The organism is Sphingosinithalassobacter sp. LHW66-3 (assembly GCF_050703275.1).
Lineage (GTDB): Bacteria > Pseudomonadota > Alphaproteobacteria > Sphingomonadales > Sphingomonadaceae > Sphingomonas.
Map to the genome: position 1 here is coordinate 395,408 of NZ_CP193482.1, position 17,025 is coordinate 412,432.

Consider the following 17,025-nt stretch of genomic DNA (forward strand, 5'->3'; position numbering starts at 1 on the left):
TTCAGCCCTGCGCTGCCGCGCGTCCGGCAGCGCGGCCGCTGAAGAGGCAGCCGCCCAAGAAAGTGCCTTCGAGCGAGCGGTATCCGTGCACGCCGCCGCCGCCGAAACCGGCGGCTTCGCCCACCGCGAACAGGCCGGGTACGGGATTGCCGTCGGCGCCCAATACCTGCGCGTCCAGATCGGTCTCCAGCCCGCCCAGCGTCTTGCGAGTGAGGATGTTCAGGCGAACCGCGATCAGCGGCCCTTCCCCGGGATCGAGGATGCGGCGAGGCCTGGCGGTGCGGAACAGCCGTTCGGTGCGGGCGCGGCGGGCATTGTGGATGCCCATCACCTGGAAGTCCTTGGAAAAATCATTCGCAAGCTCGCGATCGCGCGCGGCGATCGCGGACTCGATCCGCGCAAGATCGAGCGAATGCGCGCCGGCGATGCGGTTCATGCCCGCGACCAGCGTCCTCAGATCGTCGGCGACGACGAAGTCCTCGCCGTGGCGCTTGAACGCCTCGACCGGACCCGGCGCGCTGCGGCCGACCGCGCGGCCCGCCACCTTGCGCCAGCTGCGCCCGGTGAGATCGGGATTCTGCTCCGAGCCCGAAAGCGCGAATTCCTTGCGGATGATCGACTGGTTGAGAACGAACCAGCTGTGCGGATTGCCGCCGCGCATCAGATGCTCGAGCGTGCCGAGCGTATCGTAGCCGGGCAGGTACGGCGCGGGCAGCCGATCGCCGGCGGCATCGAACCACATCGACGAGGGCCCCGGCAGGATCCGGATGCCGTGGCCGTTCCAGATCGGGTCCCAGTTCCGGAGGCCCTCGACATAGTGCCACATGCGATCGGGATTGATCACCCGCCCGCCCGCCGCTTGCGTGATCTCGATCATCCGCCCGTCGACATGCTCCGGTACGCCGCGCACCAGAAACTCGGGTGGCGTTCCGAGTCGATCGGGCCAGGCGCTTCGCACGCGCGCGAAATCGCCGCCGATGCCGCCCGAAGCGACGATCACCGAGCCCGCGGAGAAGCTGAAATCGCCGGTCTCCACGCGCGAGCTGCCGGTGCCGCGCGGCGCGGCGCTCGGTTCGAGCACGCGGCCCGAGACGCCGGTGACGCGGCCGCCGCTCCGCTCGATCGCATCGACACGGTGGCGCCAGGCGAAGCGCAGCGTGCCCGCGCGCTCGGCCTCGCGCGCAAGCCTGGCGAAGGGCTCGACGATGCCCGGGCCGGTTCCCCAGGTGACGTGGAAACGCGGCACCGAATTGCCGTGGCCGGTGGCGCTGCCGTCGCCGCGCTCGGCCCAGCCGACGATCGGGAACAGCCGGTGCCCCTTGCTGCGGAGCCAGTCGCGCTTTTCGGTCGCCGCGAAGGTGACATAGGCCTCGGCCCATCGGCGCGGCCAATGATCCTCCTCGCGGTCGAAGCCTGCGGTTCCGATCCAGTCCTGCCATGCGAGATCCAGGCTGTCGCGGATGCCCATGCGGCGCTGCTCGGGGCTGTCGACCAGGAACAGCCCGCCCAGCGACCAGAATGCCTGTCCGCCGAGGTTCGCCTCGGGCTCCTGTTCGACCACGAGCACGGTCGCGCCGCCAGCCACGACTTCGGTGGCGGCGACCAGCCCGGCAAGCCCCGCGCCCACCACGATCACGTCTGCGTCCATTATTGCGCCTCCCCCTGCTCCATGCGCATCCGGGCCGAGGGGCATCGCCTCCAGCCGCTGGCGCGATCGAATATACCACCGTTCCGGCTCGCCTGCCTCTGCCCGTCGGCTTTAACATTGACATTGGTGTCAATACACTTCGAGGCTGTCAATCGCGCGTGCGGCCCGAACGCCGGATCGGAAGTCCGCCGTCGGGCGTGGAGTTGCCTTGGCGCAGGTGGGGGCGCAGGAGGGGATTGATTTGCCTGATTGCTCGGAGATCCGTTCCATGCCTCAGTCCTCGCCGCAGCCGAAGCGGCGCAAGCGCAGCGCCGAGGAAGCGCGCAGCGAGGCGCTCGATGCGGCGCGCGCGCTGCTGATCGAGCGAGGGCCGGCGGCGGTCACGCTGGCCAATGTCGGCCGCGCGATCGAGATGTCGCACACCAATGTGATCCATCATTTCGGCTCGGCGGCGGGGCTCCAGACGGCGCTGATGGAATATATGATCCGCGATCTGGCCGATGCGCTAGCCGATGCGGTGAGCGCGCTCCACGTCGATGCGGCGGCGCCGACCCGGCTGGTCGACCATGTGTTCGATGCGTTCGGCGAGGGCGGGGCGGGTCAGCTTGCCGCCTGGCTCGCGCTGAGCCGCGAGTTCGAGCATTTCGACCTGCTGCGCGATGCAGTGGTCGATCTGGTCGAGGCGGTGCGCGCGCGGCTGCCCGATGCCCCGGGCGACGAGGAGCGCACGCGCGGGCTCGTCCTGCTCATCGCGATCTGCGCGTTCGGCGATGCGGTGATCGGGCCGCACCTGCGCCCGATGCTGGGACAGGGTGACGAAGCCACGCGCACCCTGGTCACCCAGCTTCTTCCGCTGCTCGCGTCGCCTTCCGCCACGCGCTGAGACGGGCGCCGCTTCCAGCCCGGAGGCTGTGCGCCGGCGTGTCCGAATCCGCGAGTGGTGCAATTCGGCATGTCTTTAAAAATGCTTAACGCCGATCAAGCGCGCTTCTTTTCGCGTTGTGCGGTGGCGGTGTCGAGCGTACCGCCGCACGCGGAGTCGCTCTGAGTCCGAGCGTCCGGCAGGGGGGCAGAGAAAATGCGTCGTATCGTTGTTGCGGCTCCGAACGGGGCTGTGCGCCCGATCCGTATGCGCGCGATTGCCGCAGGACTTCTGCTTTCCGGAACCGCACTGACGGCGCCGCAAGTCGCGCGTGCTCAGGCGGTCATCGTTCACAACTCCAATACCAGCTACAATGGCACGGTGACCGAAAACGCCGATGTCTATGTCGGCGACGGCACCTCCGGCACGCTGAACCTCGGCACCGGCGGCACCTATACCAACACCGGCACGATGCGGGTCGGCCATCGGCCGGGCGGCGACGGCACGATCAACGCGACGGGCGGATGGAATTCGAACGGCGACCTGATCATCGGGTCGGACGGCGGCACCGGAACCGTCAATCTGAACGGTGCCGCCGCGCTGCGCGTGGGCTTGACCGGCACAGGCAGCATCTATCTCTCCAGCAACACCACAGGGACCGGTCGACTGCGGATCGGCAGCGCAGCCAGCAGCGTCAGCGCCGGTTCGATCGTGTTCAGCAGCGCGACCAGCGTGCTGGAGTTCGCGCACGGCAGCACGGCTCCATACGACTTCACGATCGGAATGGTCGGACTGTGGGACGCGGGCACGATCCTGCAGTCGAGCGGCATAACGCGACTTAGCGGCGACAGCAGCGGCTTCGGCGGTGTTGCCCGCGTCGTCGGCGGCACGCTGCTGCTGGACGGGTCGCTTGGCGGCGCAATCGACGTGCAGGGCGGGACGCTGGGTGGCGTCGGCTCCTCCGCCGGGTCCGTCACCGTCGCGGATGGGGCCAGGCTTTCCCCCGGCGGTGACGGGGCGGTCGGCACGCTCACGATGGGCGGCCTTTCGCTGTCCGGCGGCAGCATCCTGGCATTCGATCTCGGTGCGCCGGTCGAGATCGGCGGCACGACGAACGATCTGCTGGTCGTGAACGGCAACCTGACGCTCGACGGCACGCTCGACATCACCAACACGGGTGTGGGCGACGGCTTCGGCGGTGGTCTCTACCGGCTCATCAGCTATACCGGCGCGCTGAACGATCAGGGTCTGGCGCTCGGCGCGCTTCCGACGGGAACCGACGCCTCCAAGCTCGAGATCCAGACCGCAGTTGCGGGGCAGGTGAACCTGTTCAACGCCGCTGCGCCGAACTACGCCTTCTGGGACGGCAACAACCCCGCGCTGCACGGCGATGGGGTGATCCAGGGCGGAAGCGGCACCTGGACCGCCGACTCGTCCGGCAACGCATGGACGAATTCGGGCGGCGTGGCGATCGGCGGCTTCAGCCCCAATCCCGGTCTGGCGATCTTCGCGGGTTCGGCCGGCACAGTCACCCTCGATACCAGCGCCGGCGCGATCGGACTGACCGGAATGCAGTTCGCCACCGACGGTTATCGGCTGGAGGGCGGAACGCTCGATCTCGCGAGCACCCTGACCAACCTTCGCGTCGGCGACGGCACCAGCGCCGGCAGCGGCTGGCGCGCGACGATCGACACGATTCTTGCCGGTTCGGGCGGGCTCGAGAAGAACGATCTCGGCACGCTCGTCCTCAGCGGCATCAACAGCTATACCGGCGAAACGCGGATCAGCGCGGGGACGCTGGAGCTGCGCGGCGGCAGCGCCATCGCGGACGGCGGCGCCGTCACGCTCGGCAATGTGGGCAGTGCCCGGCTGCTCGTCCTCAATTCGGAGACGATCGGCGCGCTTTCCGGCGGCGGCACTTCGGGCGGCTATGTCGAGATCGCCGCGGGACAGCTGCTCACCACGGGGAACGGCACCAGCACCAGCTTCGGCGGGATCATTTCCGGCCCGGGCGCGCTCGCCAAGGCGGGAAGCGGCACGCTGACGCTAAGCGAGGCGAATACGTTCAGCGGCGGGACGGCGGTCCTGGCCGGGACGCTGATCGGCGGCGCGACCAATGCCTTCGGCAGCGGCGCAACGACGGTCGACGGCACGCTCGACATCGGCGGCTTCAACCAGCAAGTCGCTTCGCTGGCCGGATCGGGAACGGTGACCAACAATGGCACCGGCCGGACCCTGACGATCTCCGGATCGGAATCGACGACCTTCTCCGGAACGATTCGGAACGGCAGCGGGGTGCTCGGCCTCGTCAAGGCCGGAAGCGGCACGCTGACGATCACCGGCGCCACGATTCACAGCGGTGCGTTCGCGATCAACGGCGGCAGTGTCGTGCTGGATGGCCTGATCAGCGGCACCGGCACCCTCGCAGTGGCGAACGGCGCCGCGTTCGGTGGCGTCGGGTCGACGACTCGGACGGTCACTGTTGCTTCGGGCGGCACGATTGCGCCGGGTGCGGCAGGCGTCGGGACGCTGACGGTCGGCGGGCTCAACATGAGCTCGGGATCGCGGATGGCATTTCAACTCGGCGCGCCCGGGGCGTCCGGCGCGAGCGATCGCATTCAGGTCAATGGCGCGGTCACGCTGAACGGCGCGGTCGTCGACGTGACCGATGCCGGCGGGTTCGGACCCGGCGTGTATCGCCTGATCGACTATACCGACTTCCTGGACGGTTCGGGCGCCATCTCGATCGGCAACAAACCCGTCGGCACGGCGCTTTCGATCCAGACCGCGGTCGACTATCAGGTCAACCTGGTCAACTCGACTGGGCTGACGCTGCAATTCTGGGACGGCGGCGATCCGGCGCTGTGGAACAACGGCGCGGTCAACGGCGGCAGCGGCACCTGGTCGAACAGCGGCGTTGGCTGGACCGACGCCAATGGTCTCGTCACCGCGCCGATGCAGCCCGTCCCGGGCTTCGCGGTCTTCCAGGGCACGCCGGGCACGGTGACCCTGCAGTCGACGCCGCCGGCGAACTTCTGGGAGGACCCCACGCCGGTCCAGTTCACCGGAATGCAGTTCGCGTCGGACGGCTATAGCCTTGGCGGCGACATCGTTTATCTCAGCCCTGGCGACCGCATCTTTCGCGTGGGCGACGGCACCAGCGCGGGTGCAGGCTACACCGCCACGATCAACTCGACGATCCAGGGTTTCGGCACGCTGGTGAAGACCGACCTGGGGACACTGGTGCTCACCCAGGCGAACCAGAACAGCGGCGGCGTCCGCATCGAGGCGGGCACGTTGCGCGTCTCCACCGGCGCGCTGGGCAGCGGCGCCGTCTCGATGACCGGCGGCGTTCTGGACTATGCCAGCGGTGCCGCGATCAGCAATGCGCTGAGCGGGACGCTGACGCTGAACCAGACCGGCGGCTCCGCGACTCAGTCGGGCGCGATCGGCAGCGGTTCACTCAGCAAGACGGGTGATGGCACGCTGACGCTGTCGGGAAGCAATAATTATTCGGGCGACACCGTCGTTCAGGCGGGTCGTCTCAATCTCGCCAACGCCGGTGCGGCGTCGAGCAGGAGCAGCTATACGGTAGCGAGCGGCGCCACACTCGCGCTGAGCGGAGGCCAGATCGGCGCGCTGTCCGGAGCGGGCACCGTGACTACCGGCGGGAACAATCTGGCGGTTGGAGCCAATAACGCCGACGGAAGCTATTCGGGAAGCCTGGCCGGTGTCGGCGCGCTTCAAAAGCTTGGTTCGGGCACTCAGATCCTCACTGGCGCGAATACCTACAGCGGCGGAACGGTGATTGTGGGTGGGACGCTGCAGATCGGCGACGGCGGCGCGAGCGGCTCGATCACCGGTCTCGTCATCAACAACGGCAGGCTGCGCTACAATCGAACCGGCATGCTCACCCAGTCGGGTGTGATTTCGGGCTTTGGCCGGGTGGAGGTATCGGGCGGGATTCAACTCACCCTCACCGCCACCAACACCTATACCGGCGGCACGACCATCGACAACGGAAGCCAGCTGTGGATTTCCGGCACGAACGCCTGGATCGCCGGTAACGTCGTCAACAACGGCGTGTTCACCATCAGCCGCGCAGGGTCGAACACCTTCACCGGCACGATTTCCGGCTCGGGCGTGTTCCAGCAGGGTACGGGTGAACTGATCCTCACTGCCGACAGCAGCTTCACGGGCCGCACGAACGTCGGCGGAACGCTGCGGCTCGGCGACGGCGGGACGACCGGATCGCTGGCGTCGGGCACGATCAACCTGATGTCGGGCGGCACGCTGATTGCCAACCGCTCCAACGATCTCGTGCTTTCGTCCGAGATCGCCGGTGCCGGCAGCTTGCAGCATGCCGGATCGGGCACGCTGGTCCTGACCGGCGCGGCATCGCATGGCGGCGGCACCGTGAGCGGCACGGGAACGCTGCAGATCGGCGATGGCGGGACCAGCGGGTCGATCCAGGGCGCGATCACCGCGGCCGGCGACATCGTGTTCAACCGGTCGGACGACCATGCCTTCACGGGCAGCATCGTCAGCGCGCAGAACGTGATCAAGCGCGGCGCCGGCACGCTGACGATGAACGGACTCTATTCGAACACCGTCATCGATTCGGGGACATTGCGCCTCGTCGGATCGGGCGCGGGCGGATTCGAGACGCTGTACGTCAGCCCGGTCGTGAACAACGGCGCGCTGGTGTTCGATCGCTCGAACGCGACGGTGATGGACGGCGTCATCTCCGGCAGCGGCAGCGTGGAAGTGCGCGGCGGCCAGCTGGTGACGTTGCGCGGAGCGAACACCTATACCGGCGGAACCGTGATCACGAGCGGTCAGCTCGTACTCAACACGGGCTCGGTTGTCGGCGATATCGTGAACCAGGACCGGTTGGTCTTTGCCAGTCCGGGAACGTTCAACGGAACGATTTCCGGGACGGGGACGGTTCGCGTCAGCGATGCGGCGTTCATGACGCTGACCGGCGCGCAGAGTTACACCGGCGCCACCTACATCGATGGCGGAAGCACGCTCAGGCTCGGCGGCTCGCTCGCATCCCGATCGATCGAGGTCGAGGGTACGCTGGTCGGCGAGGGTGCCGGTGATTTTACGGTGTCGGGCGCGATCAGCGGCCAGGGCGCCCTGCACAAGGCAGGCACCGGCACAATGGTACTGACCGGTGCGGTCCTGCTCGACGGCGGCGCGCAGATCACGGGCGGAACGCTTCAGATCGGCGACGGGGGCAGCACCGGATCGATTTCCGGAACGATCACCAACGACGGCGTGCTGGCATTCCATCGCGACGAATGGACGTTCGACAGCCGGGTCGTCGGGACGGGCGTGCTTCGCCAGATGGCCGGCAAGACGATCCTGACCAATCTCGTCCGGCCTGGCGGCGGCACGCAGATCCTTGCGGTCGGCACGCTCCAGGTCGGCAATGGCGGCACGATCGGTGCGCTCGAGAGCGATGTCCAGAACGATGGCGCGCTGGTGTTCGCACGGAGCGATTTCTTCAGTTTCTCCCATTCGGTGGCGGGCAGCGGCAGCCTGACCCAGGCGGGGCCGGGCACGCTTCGTCTGCTCAACGACAACAGCTATACGGGCGGCACGACGATCGCTGGCGGCACACTGCAGATCGGCAACGGCGGCACCATCGGCTCGATCGTCGGCAGCGTCGTGAACAATGGCGTGCTGGCCTTCCAGCGTTCGGACGATGTGACGTTCGGCGGGGCCATCAGCGGCACCGGATCGCTGCAGAAGCTGGGTACGAATGTGCTGACGCTGACGGGCGAGAACAGCTTCGCCGGGGGCACGACGATCCTCGGCGGCACGCTGCGGATCGGCAATGGCGGCACGACCGGCACGATCACGGGACCGATCGCCAACAGCGGCACGCTGACCTTCGAGCGTTCGGACACGTCGAGCTATGGCGGCACGATCAGCGGCGCCGGGAGGCTCGTCAAGGCGGGCGCAGGCACGCTGGTGCTGACCGGCGATGCGCTGCACAGCGGCGGCACCACGATCGCGGCGGGCATGCTGCAGGTCGGCGGAGGCGGCACGACCGGCTCGATCGCGGCGGATGTCGTGACCAACGGCACGCTGGCGTTCAACCGCTCGGACCTGGTGACGTTCGGCGGCCCGATCAGCGGCACCGGGCAACTCGTGCAGGCGGGCAGCGGCACGCTGGTGCTGACGGGCGCGGCGACGCACAGCGGCGGCACGACGGTTGCCGCGGGCACGCTCCGCGTAGGCGACGGCGCGACCGGCGGATCGCTGGCGGGCGACGTGGTCACCAACGGCACGCTCGTCTTCGACCGTTCCGACAGCCACAGCTTCACGGGTGCGATCAGCGGCACCGGTCAGCTGGTGCAGCAAGGCAGCGGGACGCTGGTGCTGGCGGGAGCCGCCACGCACAGCGGCCGCACCACGATCGCAAGCGGCACGCTGCGCGTGGGCAACGGCGTGACCGGCTCGCTTGCGGGCGATGTGGTCAACGAGGGCGTGCTGGCGTTCCACCAGATGGGCGACGTCACGTTCGGTGGCACGATCAGCGGCACGGGCTCGCTTGAGAAGCTGGGCGCCAACACGCTGACGCTGACCGCCGATCACAGCTATGCCGGCGGCACGACGATCGCAGCGGGCACGCTGCGGATCGGCGACGGCGGGACCAGCGGATCGCTGGTCGGGGCCATCATCAACGACGGAACGCTGACCTTCGACCGCTCGGATACGTCCAGCTTCGGCGGCACGATCAGCGGCAGCGGTCAGCTTGTGAAGGCAGGCGCGGGCGCGCTGCTGCTCACCGGTGACGTGACGCACAGTGGCGGCACGACGGTGTCGGCGGGCATGTTGCAGATCGGCGGCGGCGGCACGAGCGGGTCGCTCGCCGGCGATGTCGTGACCAACAGCACGCTGGCATTCAACCGTTCGGACTTCGTCACCTTCGGCGGAGCGATCAGCGGCAGCGGGCGGCTGGTCCAGGCGGGCAGCGGCACGCTCATCCTGGCAGGTGCAGCGACGCACAGCGGCGGCACCACGATCGCGAGCGGCACGCTCCGGATCGGCGACGGCGGGACCGCGGGCTCGCTCGCCGGCGACGTGGTTAACAACGGGACTCTCGCGTTCGACCGCTCCGACATGTTCGGCTTCGCAGGCGCGATCAGCGGCACCGGCTGGCTGGTGAAGACCGGCAGTGGCACGCTGGTGCTGACCGGTGGCGTGACGCACAGCGGCGGCACGAGCATCGCCTCGGGCGCGCTGCAGATCGGCAACGGTGGCACGAGCGGTTCGCTCGCCGGCAATGTCGTCACTGCGGGTACGCTGATCTTCAATCGCTCGGACGACGTCAGCTTCGCCGGAACGATCAGCGGCACGGGCTCGCTGCAGAAGCTGGGCACCAACGTGCTGACGCTGACGGGCAACAACAGCTTCGCAGGCGGCACGACGATCGCGGGCGGCACGCTGCGGATCGGCGACGGCGGCACGAGCGGCGCGATCATCGGTTCGGTCTCGAACAGCGGCACGCTGGTTTTCGATCGTTCGGACACGCTGCGCTACGGCGGCGCGATCAGCGGCGCCGGCCGGCTCGTCCATGCGGGCTCGGGTACGCTGGTGCTGACCGGCAGCGCGCGTCACGACGGCGGCACGACCGTTGCCGGCGGTACGCTCCAGATCGGCGACGGCGGCACGACCGGCGTGCTGATGGGCCCCGTCATCAACAGCGGAACGCTGGTGTTCAATCGGTCCGACACCACCGACTTCTCGGGGTCGATCAGCGGTACCGGGAGCCTGGTGCAGGCGGGCAGCGGCCTCCTGCTGCTCACCAGCAGCCACAGCTTCACGGGCGGAACGCGCGTCGAGGCGGGCGGACTGGCGCTTGCCGGGATTTCGCTTCAGGGCGATGTTTCCGTCGTCGGCGGGATGCTGGGCGGCGTCGGCTCGATCGCGGGCCGGGTCACGATGGGCAACGGTACGCTTGCGGGCGGGCAGGGGCAGTTGCTCTCGATGGGCGCGCTTGCGCTCGACAGCGGTTCGACCGTTCACGTTGGGCTGGGCGCTCCGACGAGCGGCGGCGCGCTGTTCTCGGTCGCCGGCGACCTGACGCTCGACGGCACGCTCACCGTCACCGATCTCGGCGGCTTCGGCGCCGGGATCTATCGCCTGTTCGATTATGGCGGCACGCTGACCGACAACGGAATCGCGTTCGGCACGCTTCCCGCGGGCATCGTCGCGGCCGACCTTTGGGTGCAGACCTCGACCGCCAACCGCGTGAATCTCGTCAGCACGGCGGGCGCGACGCTGAGCTTCTGGGACGGCAGCGCCGCCGCCAATGCGAATAACGGAGTCGTCGACGGCGGCGCCGGCACCTGGCGCGCGGATCTGCGCGGCTGGACCAGCGCGGATGGCAGCGTCAACGGCCGCTATTCGCCGAACCCGAGCTTCGCGATCTTCCAGGGAAGCGCCGGGGCAGTGACGGTGGACGGCAGCGGCGGCGCGATCGGCGTCACCGGCATGCAGTTCGCAGTCGATGGCTACAGCCTCTCGGGCGATACGATCACGCTTGCCGATCCGCAGTCGATCGTTCGGGTCGGCGACGGCAGCACCGCCGGCGCTGCCACGCGCGCGACGATCGCGAACGTGCTCGGTGGAGCCGGCGGGCTCGTCAAGAGCGATCTCGGCACGCTGATTCTTGCTGGTGCGAACAGCTATACCGGCGGAACGACCGTCTCGGGCGGTGTGCTGCAGATCGGCGATGGCGGCACGTCGGGCTCGATCATCGGCGATGTCGTGACCAACGCCACGCTGGCGTTCAATCGTTCGGACGCAGCGACTTTCGGCGGCGCAATCAGTGGCACCGGTATGCTGGTGCAGGCCGGGAGCGACACGCTGACGCTGACCGGCGCCGCGACTCACAGCGGCGGCACGACGATCGCGAGCGGCACGCTGCGGATCGGCAACGGCGGCATGACCGGCGCGCTCGCGGGCGATGTCGTGAACAACGGCACGCTGGTCTTCGACCGCGCCAGATCGGTCGCCTTCGGCGGCACCGTATCGGGCAGCGGATCGCTCGTGCAGGCCGGGAGCGGCACGCTCGTCCTCTCGACGGCGCACAGCTACACCGGCGGCACGCGCATCGAGCGCGGTTCGCTGGTGCTTTCGGGCGGATCGCTCGCGGGCGACGTGACCGTGGGCGGCGGCGTCTTCGGCGGCAGCGGCAGCGTTGCCGGGCGCGTTTTCGTCGGCAATGCCACGCTATCGGCAATGCAGGGGCAGCCGCTGACGATGGGCGCGCTCACGCTTTCGGCCAGGTCGTTCGTCGACGTCGGCCTGGGCGCGCCGAGCGGTGCGGCGGTGTATCGTATCGGCGGCGACCTGACGCTCGACGGCACGCTGGGCGTGCTGGATCTCGGCGGCTTCGGCAGCGGCATCTACCGCCTGTTCGACTATGGCGGCACGCTGACCGACAACGGGCTCGAGATCGGCGGCACGCCCACCGGCGTCGGCTCAACCGACCTGCGCGTGCAGACCGCGGTGGCCGGCCAGGTGAACCTCGTCAGCACGACGGGCGTGACGCTCAGCTTCTGGGACGGCGCGGCAGCCGCCAACATCGACAACGGAAGGATCGACGGCGGCACCGGCGTCTGGCGCGCCGACGGCCTTGGCTGGACCAACGCCGACGGCACGCTCAACGGTCGCTACAGCCCCAATCCGACCTTCGCCGTGTTCCAGGGCGCGGCAGGCGCAGTGACGGTGGACGGCAGCGCGGGCGCGATCGGCGTCACCGGCATGCAGTTCGCTGTGGACGGCTATACCGTCACCGGCGACGCCATCACGCTCGCCGACGCGCAGACGGTCGTCCGCGTCGGCGACGGCAGCGCGGCGGGGGCGGGCATTCGCGCCACGCTGGCGAACGCGCTGGTCGGCACCGGCGGACTCGCCAAGAGCGACCTCGGCACGCTGGTCCTCACCGGCACCAACAGCTATTCGGGCGGGACGACGATCGGCAGCGGGACGCTGCAGATCGGCAACGGTGGAACCGTCGGCGCGATCACGGGCAACGTCGTCAATAACGCCACGCTCGCCTTCGACCGTTCGGATGCCTTCGTTTTTGGCGGTGCGATCAGCGGCGCCGGCGCTCTGGTGAAGGCCGGCGGCGGCACGCTGACCTTGACTGGAAGCGCGACCCATGGCGGCGGCACGACGATCGCCGCGGGCACGCTGCGCGTCGGGGCCGGAGGGACCACGGGGTCGCTCGCGGGCAATGTGACGAACAACGGCACGCTCGCGTTCGATCGTTCGGACAGCCTGACCGTCGCCGGCAACATCGCCGGCAGCGGTGCGCTGGTCCAGGCGGGCAGCGGCACGCTGGTGCTCGCCGGAGCCGCGACGCACGGTGGCGGTACCACCATCTCCGCAGGCACGTTGCGGATCGGCAACGGCGGCACGACCGGCTCGATCGCGGGCAGCATCGCCAATGCCGGGGTGTTGGCGTTCGACCGCTCGGACGCGGCGACCTTCGCGGGCACGGTCACCGGCAGCGGGCGGGTCGTGCAGGCGGGCAGCGGCACGCTGCTGGTCACCGGCGCGCTGGCGCATGGCGGCGGCACGGCGATCACGCAGGGAACGCTCCAGCTCGGCACCGGCGGCAGCCTGTCGGGTGTGGTCGATCTGGCGGGAGCGCTTGCCTTCGCACGTGCCGACGCGTTCGATTTTGCGGGCTCGATCAGCGGAGCCGGAACGCTTCGCCAGATCGGGGCGGGGGCGCTGACGCTCTCGGGCAACAGCAGCGGCTTCACCGGCGCGACTTTCGTGACCGCCGGCAGGCTCGCGGTGAACGGCGTGCTCGGCGCCAGCCAGTCGACGCTCGACGTGCAGGGCGGTGCCACGCTGGCCGGCACCGGAACGATCGGCGGGCGCGTGGCGCTGGCCGATGGCGCAACGCTGGCGGGTATTCAGGGGCAGACTCTCGCGATGGGGGCACTTGCACTGTCCTCGGGCTCGATCGTCGACGTGACGCTCGGCGGGTCCGGCACGCAGGCATTGTTCAGCGTCGCGGGCGATCTGACGCTCGACGGCACGCTCAACGTCACCGATCTCGGCGGATTCGGCGTCGGCGTCTACCGGCTGTTCGACTATGCCGGCGCGCTCACCGATCGTGGACTGGCGATCGGCACGCTGCCGGGCGGCAGCTCGGCGGACGATGCCTATGTGCAGACTGCGGTCGCGAACCAGGTCAACCTCGTCAACAGTTCGGGCGTGACGCTGCATTTCTGGGACGGCGGCAATGCCGCCAATGCCAACAACGGCAGCGTCGACGGCGGCTCGGGAAGCTGGTCGAACAGCGGCCGCAACTGGACCGGTGCCGACGGCCGCGTGAACAATGCCATGACGCCGCGACCCGGCTTCGCCATTTTCCAGGGCGCTGCCGGTACGGTGCGCATCGACGGCTCGGCAGGCGCGGTGATCGCGACCGGCATGCAGTTCGCGAGCGACGGCTATCGCCTTGCCGGCGACGCGCTGATGCTTTCGGGCGAGCGGGCGATCGTGCGGGTGGGTGACGGCAGCGCGACGGGTGCGGGCTTCACCGCTACGATCGACGCCGCGATCGGCGGCAGCGCGGCGCTGGTGAAGACCGATCTCGGCACGCTCGTGCTGACCGGGGCCAACAGCTATACCGGCGGCACGATCGTTCAGGCGGGCACGCTGGTCGGCAACGCCGCCTCGATCCGCGGCGATATCGACACTGCGGGCACCGTCGTCTTCGATCAGGCGGGCGACGCCAGCTTCGGTGGAGCAATTTCCGGCAGTGGCACGCTGGTGAAGCAGGGCGCGGGCGCGCTCCGGCTCACCGGGACGAACAGCGCCGACTGGTCGTTGCTGGCGGGCGATTTGGTGTCGACGAGCGCGCTGTTCACCGGCGATCTCGACATCGCGGCGAACGCGACGTTCACCTTCGATCAGGCGACCAATGGCGTCTATGCCGGGAGCATCACCGGAGCCGGCTCGATCCGGTTCCTCGGTGGCGGTGTGGTCCAGCTCACCGCGGCGTCGAGCGGCTTCCAGGGTCTGACGACGATCGGCGAAAGCGGCACAAGCACCATGCTGTCGGTCAACGGCACGCTCGGAGGACGGCTGTTCGTCGCCAGCGGCGGTACGCTGATGGGCAACGGCACCATCGGTTCGACCACGGTGGAGGGCACGATCGCGCCGGGCAATTCGATCGGCGCGCTGCGCGTCGACGGCGATCTCGTGTTCGGCGCGTCCGGCACCTATCAGGTCGAGTTCAATCCGCTGGGGCAGGTCGACCGTATCGACGTCACGGGAACGGCGACGCTGGGAGGAGCCCGGGTGGTCGCCATCGGCAGCGGCGGGAACTACGCGCCGCAGACCGACTATACCATCCTCACCGCTCAGGGCGGCGTGCAGGGGACGTTTGGCGGCGTGACGAGCGATCTTGCCTTCCTCACCCCCGCGCTCCGCTATGCGGCGAACAGCGTGGTGCTGCGGATGCAGCGCAACGACGTGTCGTTCGACCGGGTGGCGCGCAGCTTCAACCAGCGGAGCACCGCCGTCGCGGTCGAGGATCTCGGCTTCGGCACGCCGCTGTACACGGCGGTCGCCAACCTCTCGGCGGAGGACGCGCGCGGGGCGTTCGATCAGTTGTCGGGCGAGGATCATGTCACGCTGCGCGGTGCGTTGGTCGAGGACAGCCGCTTCCTGCGCGACGCGTTCGCTGCGCGCGGGGCGGTGGGCGGGGCCGTCGAAGGCTCCGCCATCTGGGGCCAGGTGCTGGGTTCGTGGCGAAGCGCCGAGGGCGATGGCAACGCTTCGGGATACGACCGTTCGGTCGAAGGACTGATCGCGGGCGTCGAAGGCGCGCTGGGGGCCAACTGGCGCATCGGCGCCGCCGCCGGATACAGCACGACCGAGCTGCGGACCGACGCCGGAGCCGAGCAGCTGGTCGAGACGATGCATGTCGGCGGCTATGCGGCGGGCAGCTACGGCGGGTTCCATGTAACGCTCGGCGCCGGCTATGCCGCGCACGAGGTGAATGCGTCGCGCCGCGTCGCGTTCGGAGCGATCTCGGATGCCGCCAATGCCGACCATGCGATGAGCACGGCGCAGCTGTTCGGCGAAATCGGCTACCAGCACGATTATGGTGGCTTTTCGCTCGAACCCTTTGCCGGGATCGCGCATGTCACCGTCTCCGGTGCGGCACTTCAGGAGCGCGCAGAGCTCGTGGCGCTCCGCACGCGCACCGATGGCTTCAGTGCCAGCTTCGGGACGATCGGCGTCCGCGCGTCGAGCGCCTTCGATGTCGGCAGCGTCGGCATGCATCTGGATGCCGCCGTCGCGACGCGGCATGTGCTGAGCGATCGCATCCCCTCGGCCGATTTCAGCTTCGGCAGCGGTCCCGCGTTCCGGGTCCGCGGGCTGGGCATCGAGCGCAGCCTGGCGACGGTCAATCTGGGGATCGGTGTGGACGTCGGGCAGCGGACGAGCATCCGCCTGGACTATGACGGCGCTTTCGGGAGCAGGAGCGAGGATCACGGCGTGCGCGCCGGGCTGACCGTTCAGTTCTGACGCAAGGCTCTGCGATCCGCTCGCATTGATAGTTCCGCGTGCGGAAGGGGGGCGCCAGAGGCCTTGCTGCCCCCTTCGGCTTTGCGCGCGCGAACAGCTGGACGCGCGGAGGCAACTCGAGGCGATCGCAAGCGGGAATTGCCGCGCCGACGGGCCGGGTTTCAGGATGTGCCGGGCTTTGTAACTCGAGCATGCCGAGCGCGGTCTGCTGGTCGGCCAGACGCGCGGGCGGGGGCATGCCATTGATTCGGGTGCAAAGCCTTGCTGGGAAGGCAATCTGGTGACCCCTACGGGAGTCTGGTCCTTTACCTAATGCTTTGAAACGAGGGAGAAATCCGCCCTTTCGGCGCGAGCGATACCATCAGAGATACCAGCAGATGTGTCGGATGCGATGGGCCATTGCGCGATTGAGGAATGGCGGCTGAGGGGGCGCTAGTCGCCGCCTTCGGGCGCGCCGATCAGTTGTGCTCGCGGGGGGTCATGTACCTCGCTGCTCGTCTATTCCTCCCGAGCCGATAGCCGATCTCGCCATAATCGAACGCATCGATCCGGTGCAGCAGGAACACCGCGCGCGGCAACGTTTCCAGCGTGTCGAGACGGCGGCGGAGTTCGTCCAGATCGTCTTCCATGTCCTTTCTCCCTGCCTGCCCCCCGTGCCTTGGGCGGCGGGGTGGGCGGCAAGAGCGGACCGGCAGCCCCGCCGTCAGAGGCGGGGCGCACCCGCGGGGCCGTAACATCGTGAAGGACCGGCGCAGCCGGTTGCGGCACGCCGCGGCGGGGCTAGAGGGAAGCGACCGCCCATCTCGCTGGCCGAGGCCTCACGCCGGCGCGGGAACCGCGCCGACCGCATTGGCTGGGCCGCAGGCACGGCGGGAGCGGAGCGACCTGGCTGCGCACCCGCGCGGCCATATCTCCATCGCAAAGCAGCTAA

At 69.0% G+C, this 17,025-nt stretch carries 4 protein-coding genes; 2 read left to right on the forward strand and 2 right to left on the reverse strand.

Features of this window, described 5'->3' with window-relative positions; all coding sequences use genetic code 11:
- Position 1 precedes the first annotated feature (1 nt).
- A complete protein-coding gene (locus tag ACQ450_RS01845; protein WP_431470277.1) occupies positions 2–1,648 on the reverse strand; it encodes an FAD-binding dehydrogenase in 1,647 nt (548 codons plus the stop codon).
- 268 nt (positions 1,649–1,916) lie between these two features.
- On the opposite strand from ACQ450_RS01845, the gene ACQ450_RS01850 reads away from it, so the two are divergent.
- A complete protein-coding gene (locus ACQ450_RS01850) occupies positions 1,917–2,531 on the forward strand; it encodes a TetR/AcrR family transcriptional regulator (RefSeq protein WP_431470278.1) in 615 nt (204 codons plus the stop codon).
- 246 nt (positions 2,532–2,777) lie between these two features.
- A complete protein-coding gene (locus ACQ450_RS01855) occupies positions 2,778–16,094 on the forward strand; it encodes an autotransporter-associated beta strand repeat-containing protein (RefSeq protein ID WP_431470279.1) in 13,317 nt (4,438 codons plus the stop codon).
- A gap of 458 nt (positions 16,095–16,552) precedes the next feature.
- Here the strand turns inward: ACQ450_RS01855 and ACQ450_RS01860 are convergent, their stop codons facing one another.
- A complete protein-coding gene (locus tag ACQ450_RS01860) occupies positions 16,553–16,723 on the reverse strand; it encodes a sigma factor-like helix-turn-helix DNA-binding protein (protein ID WP_431470280.1) in 171 nt (56 codons plus the stop codon).
- Between the last annotated feature and the right edge of the window lie 302 nt (positions 16,724–17,025).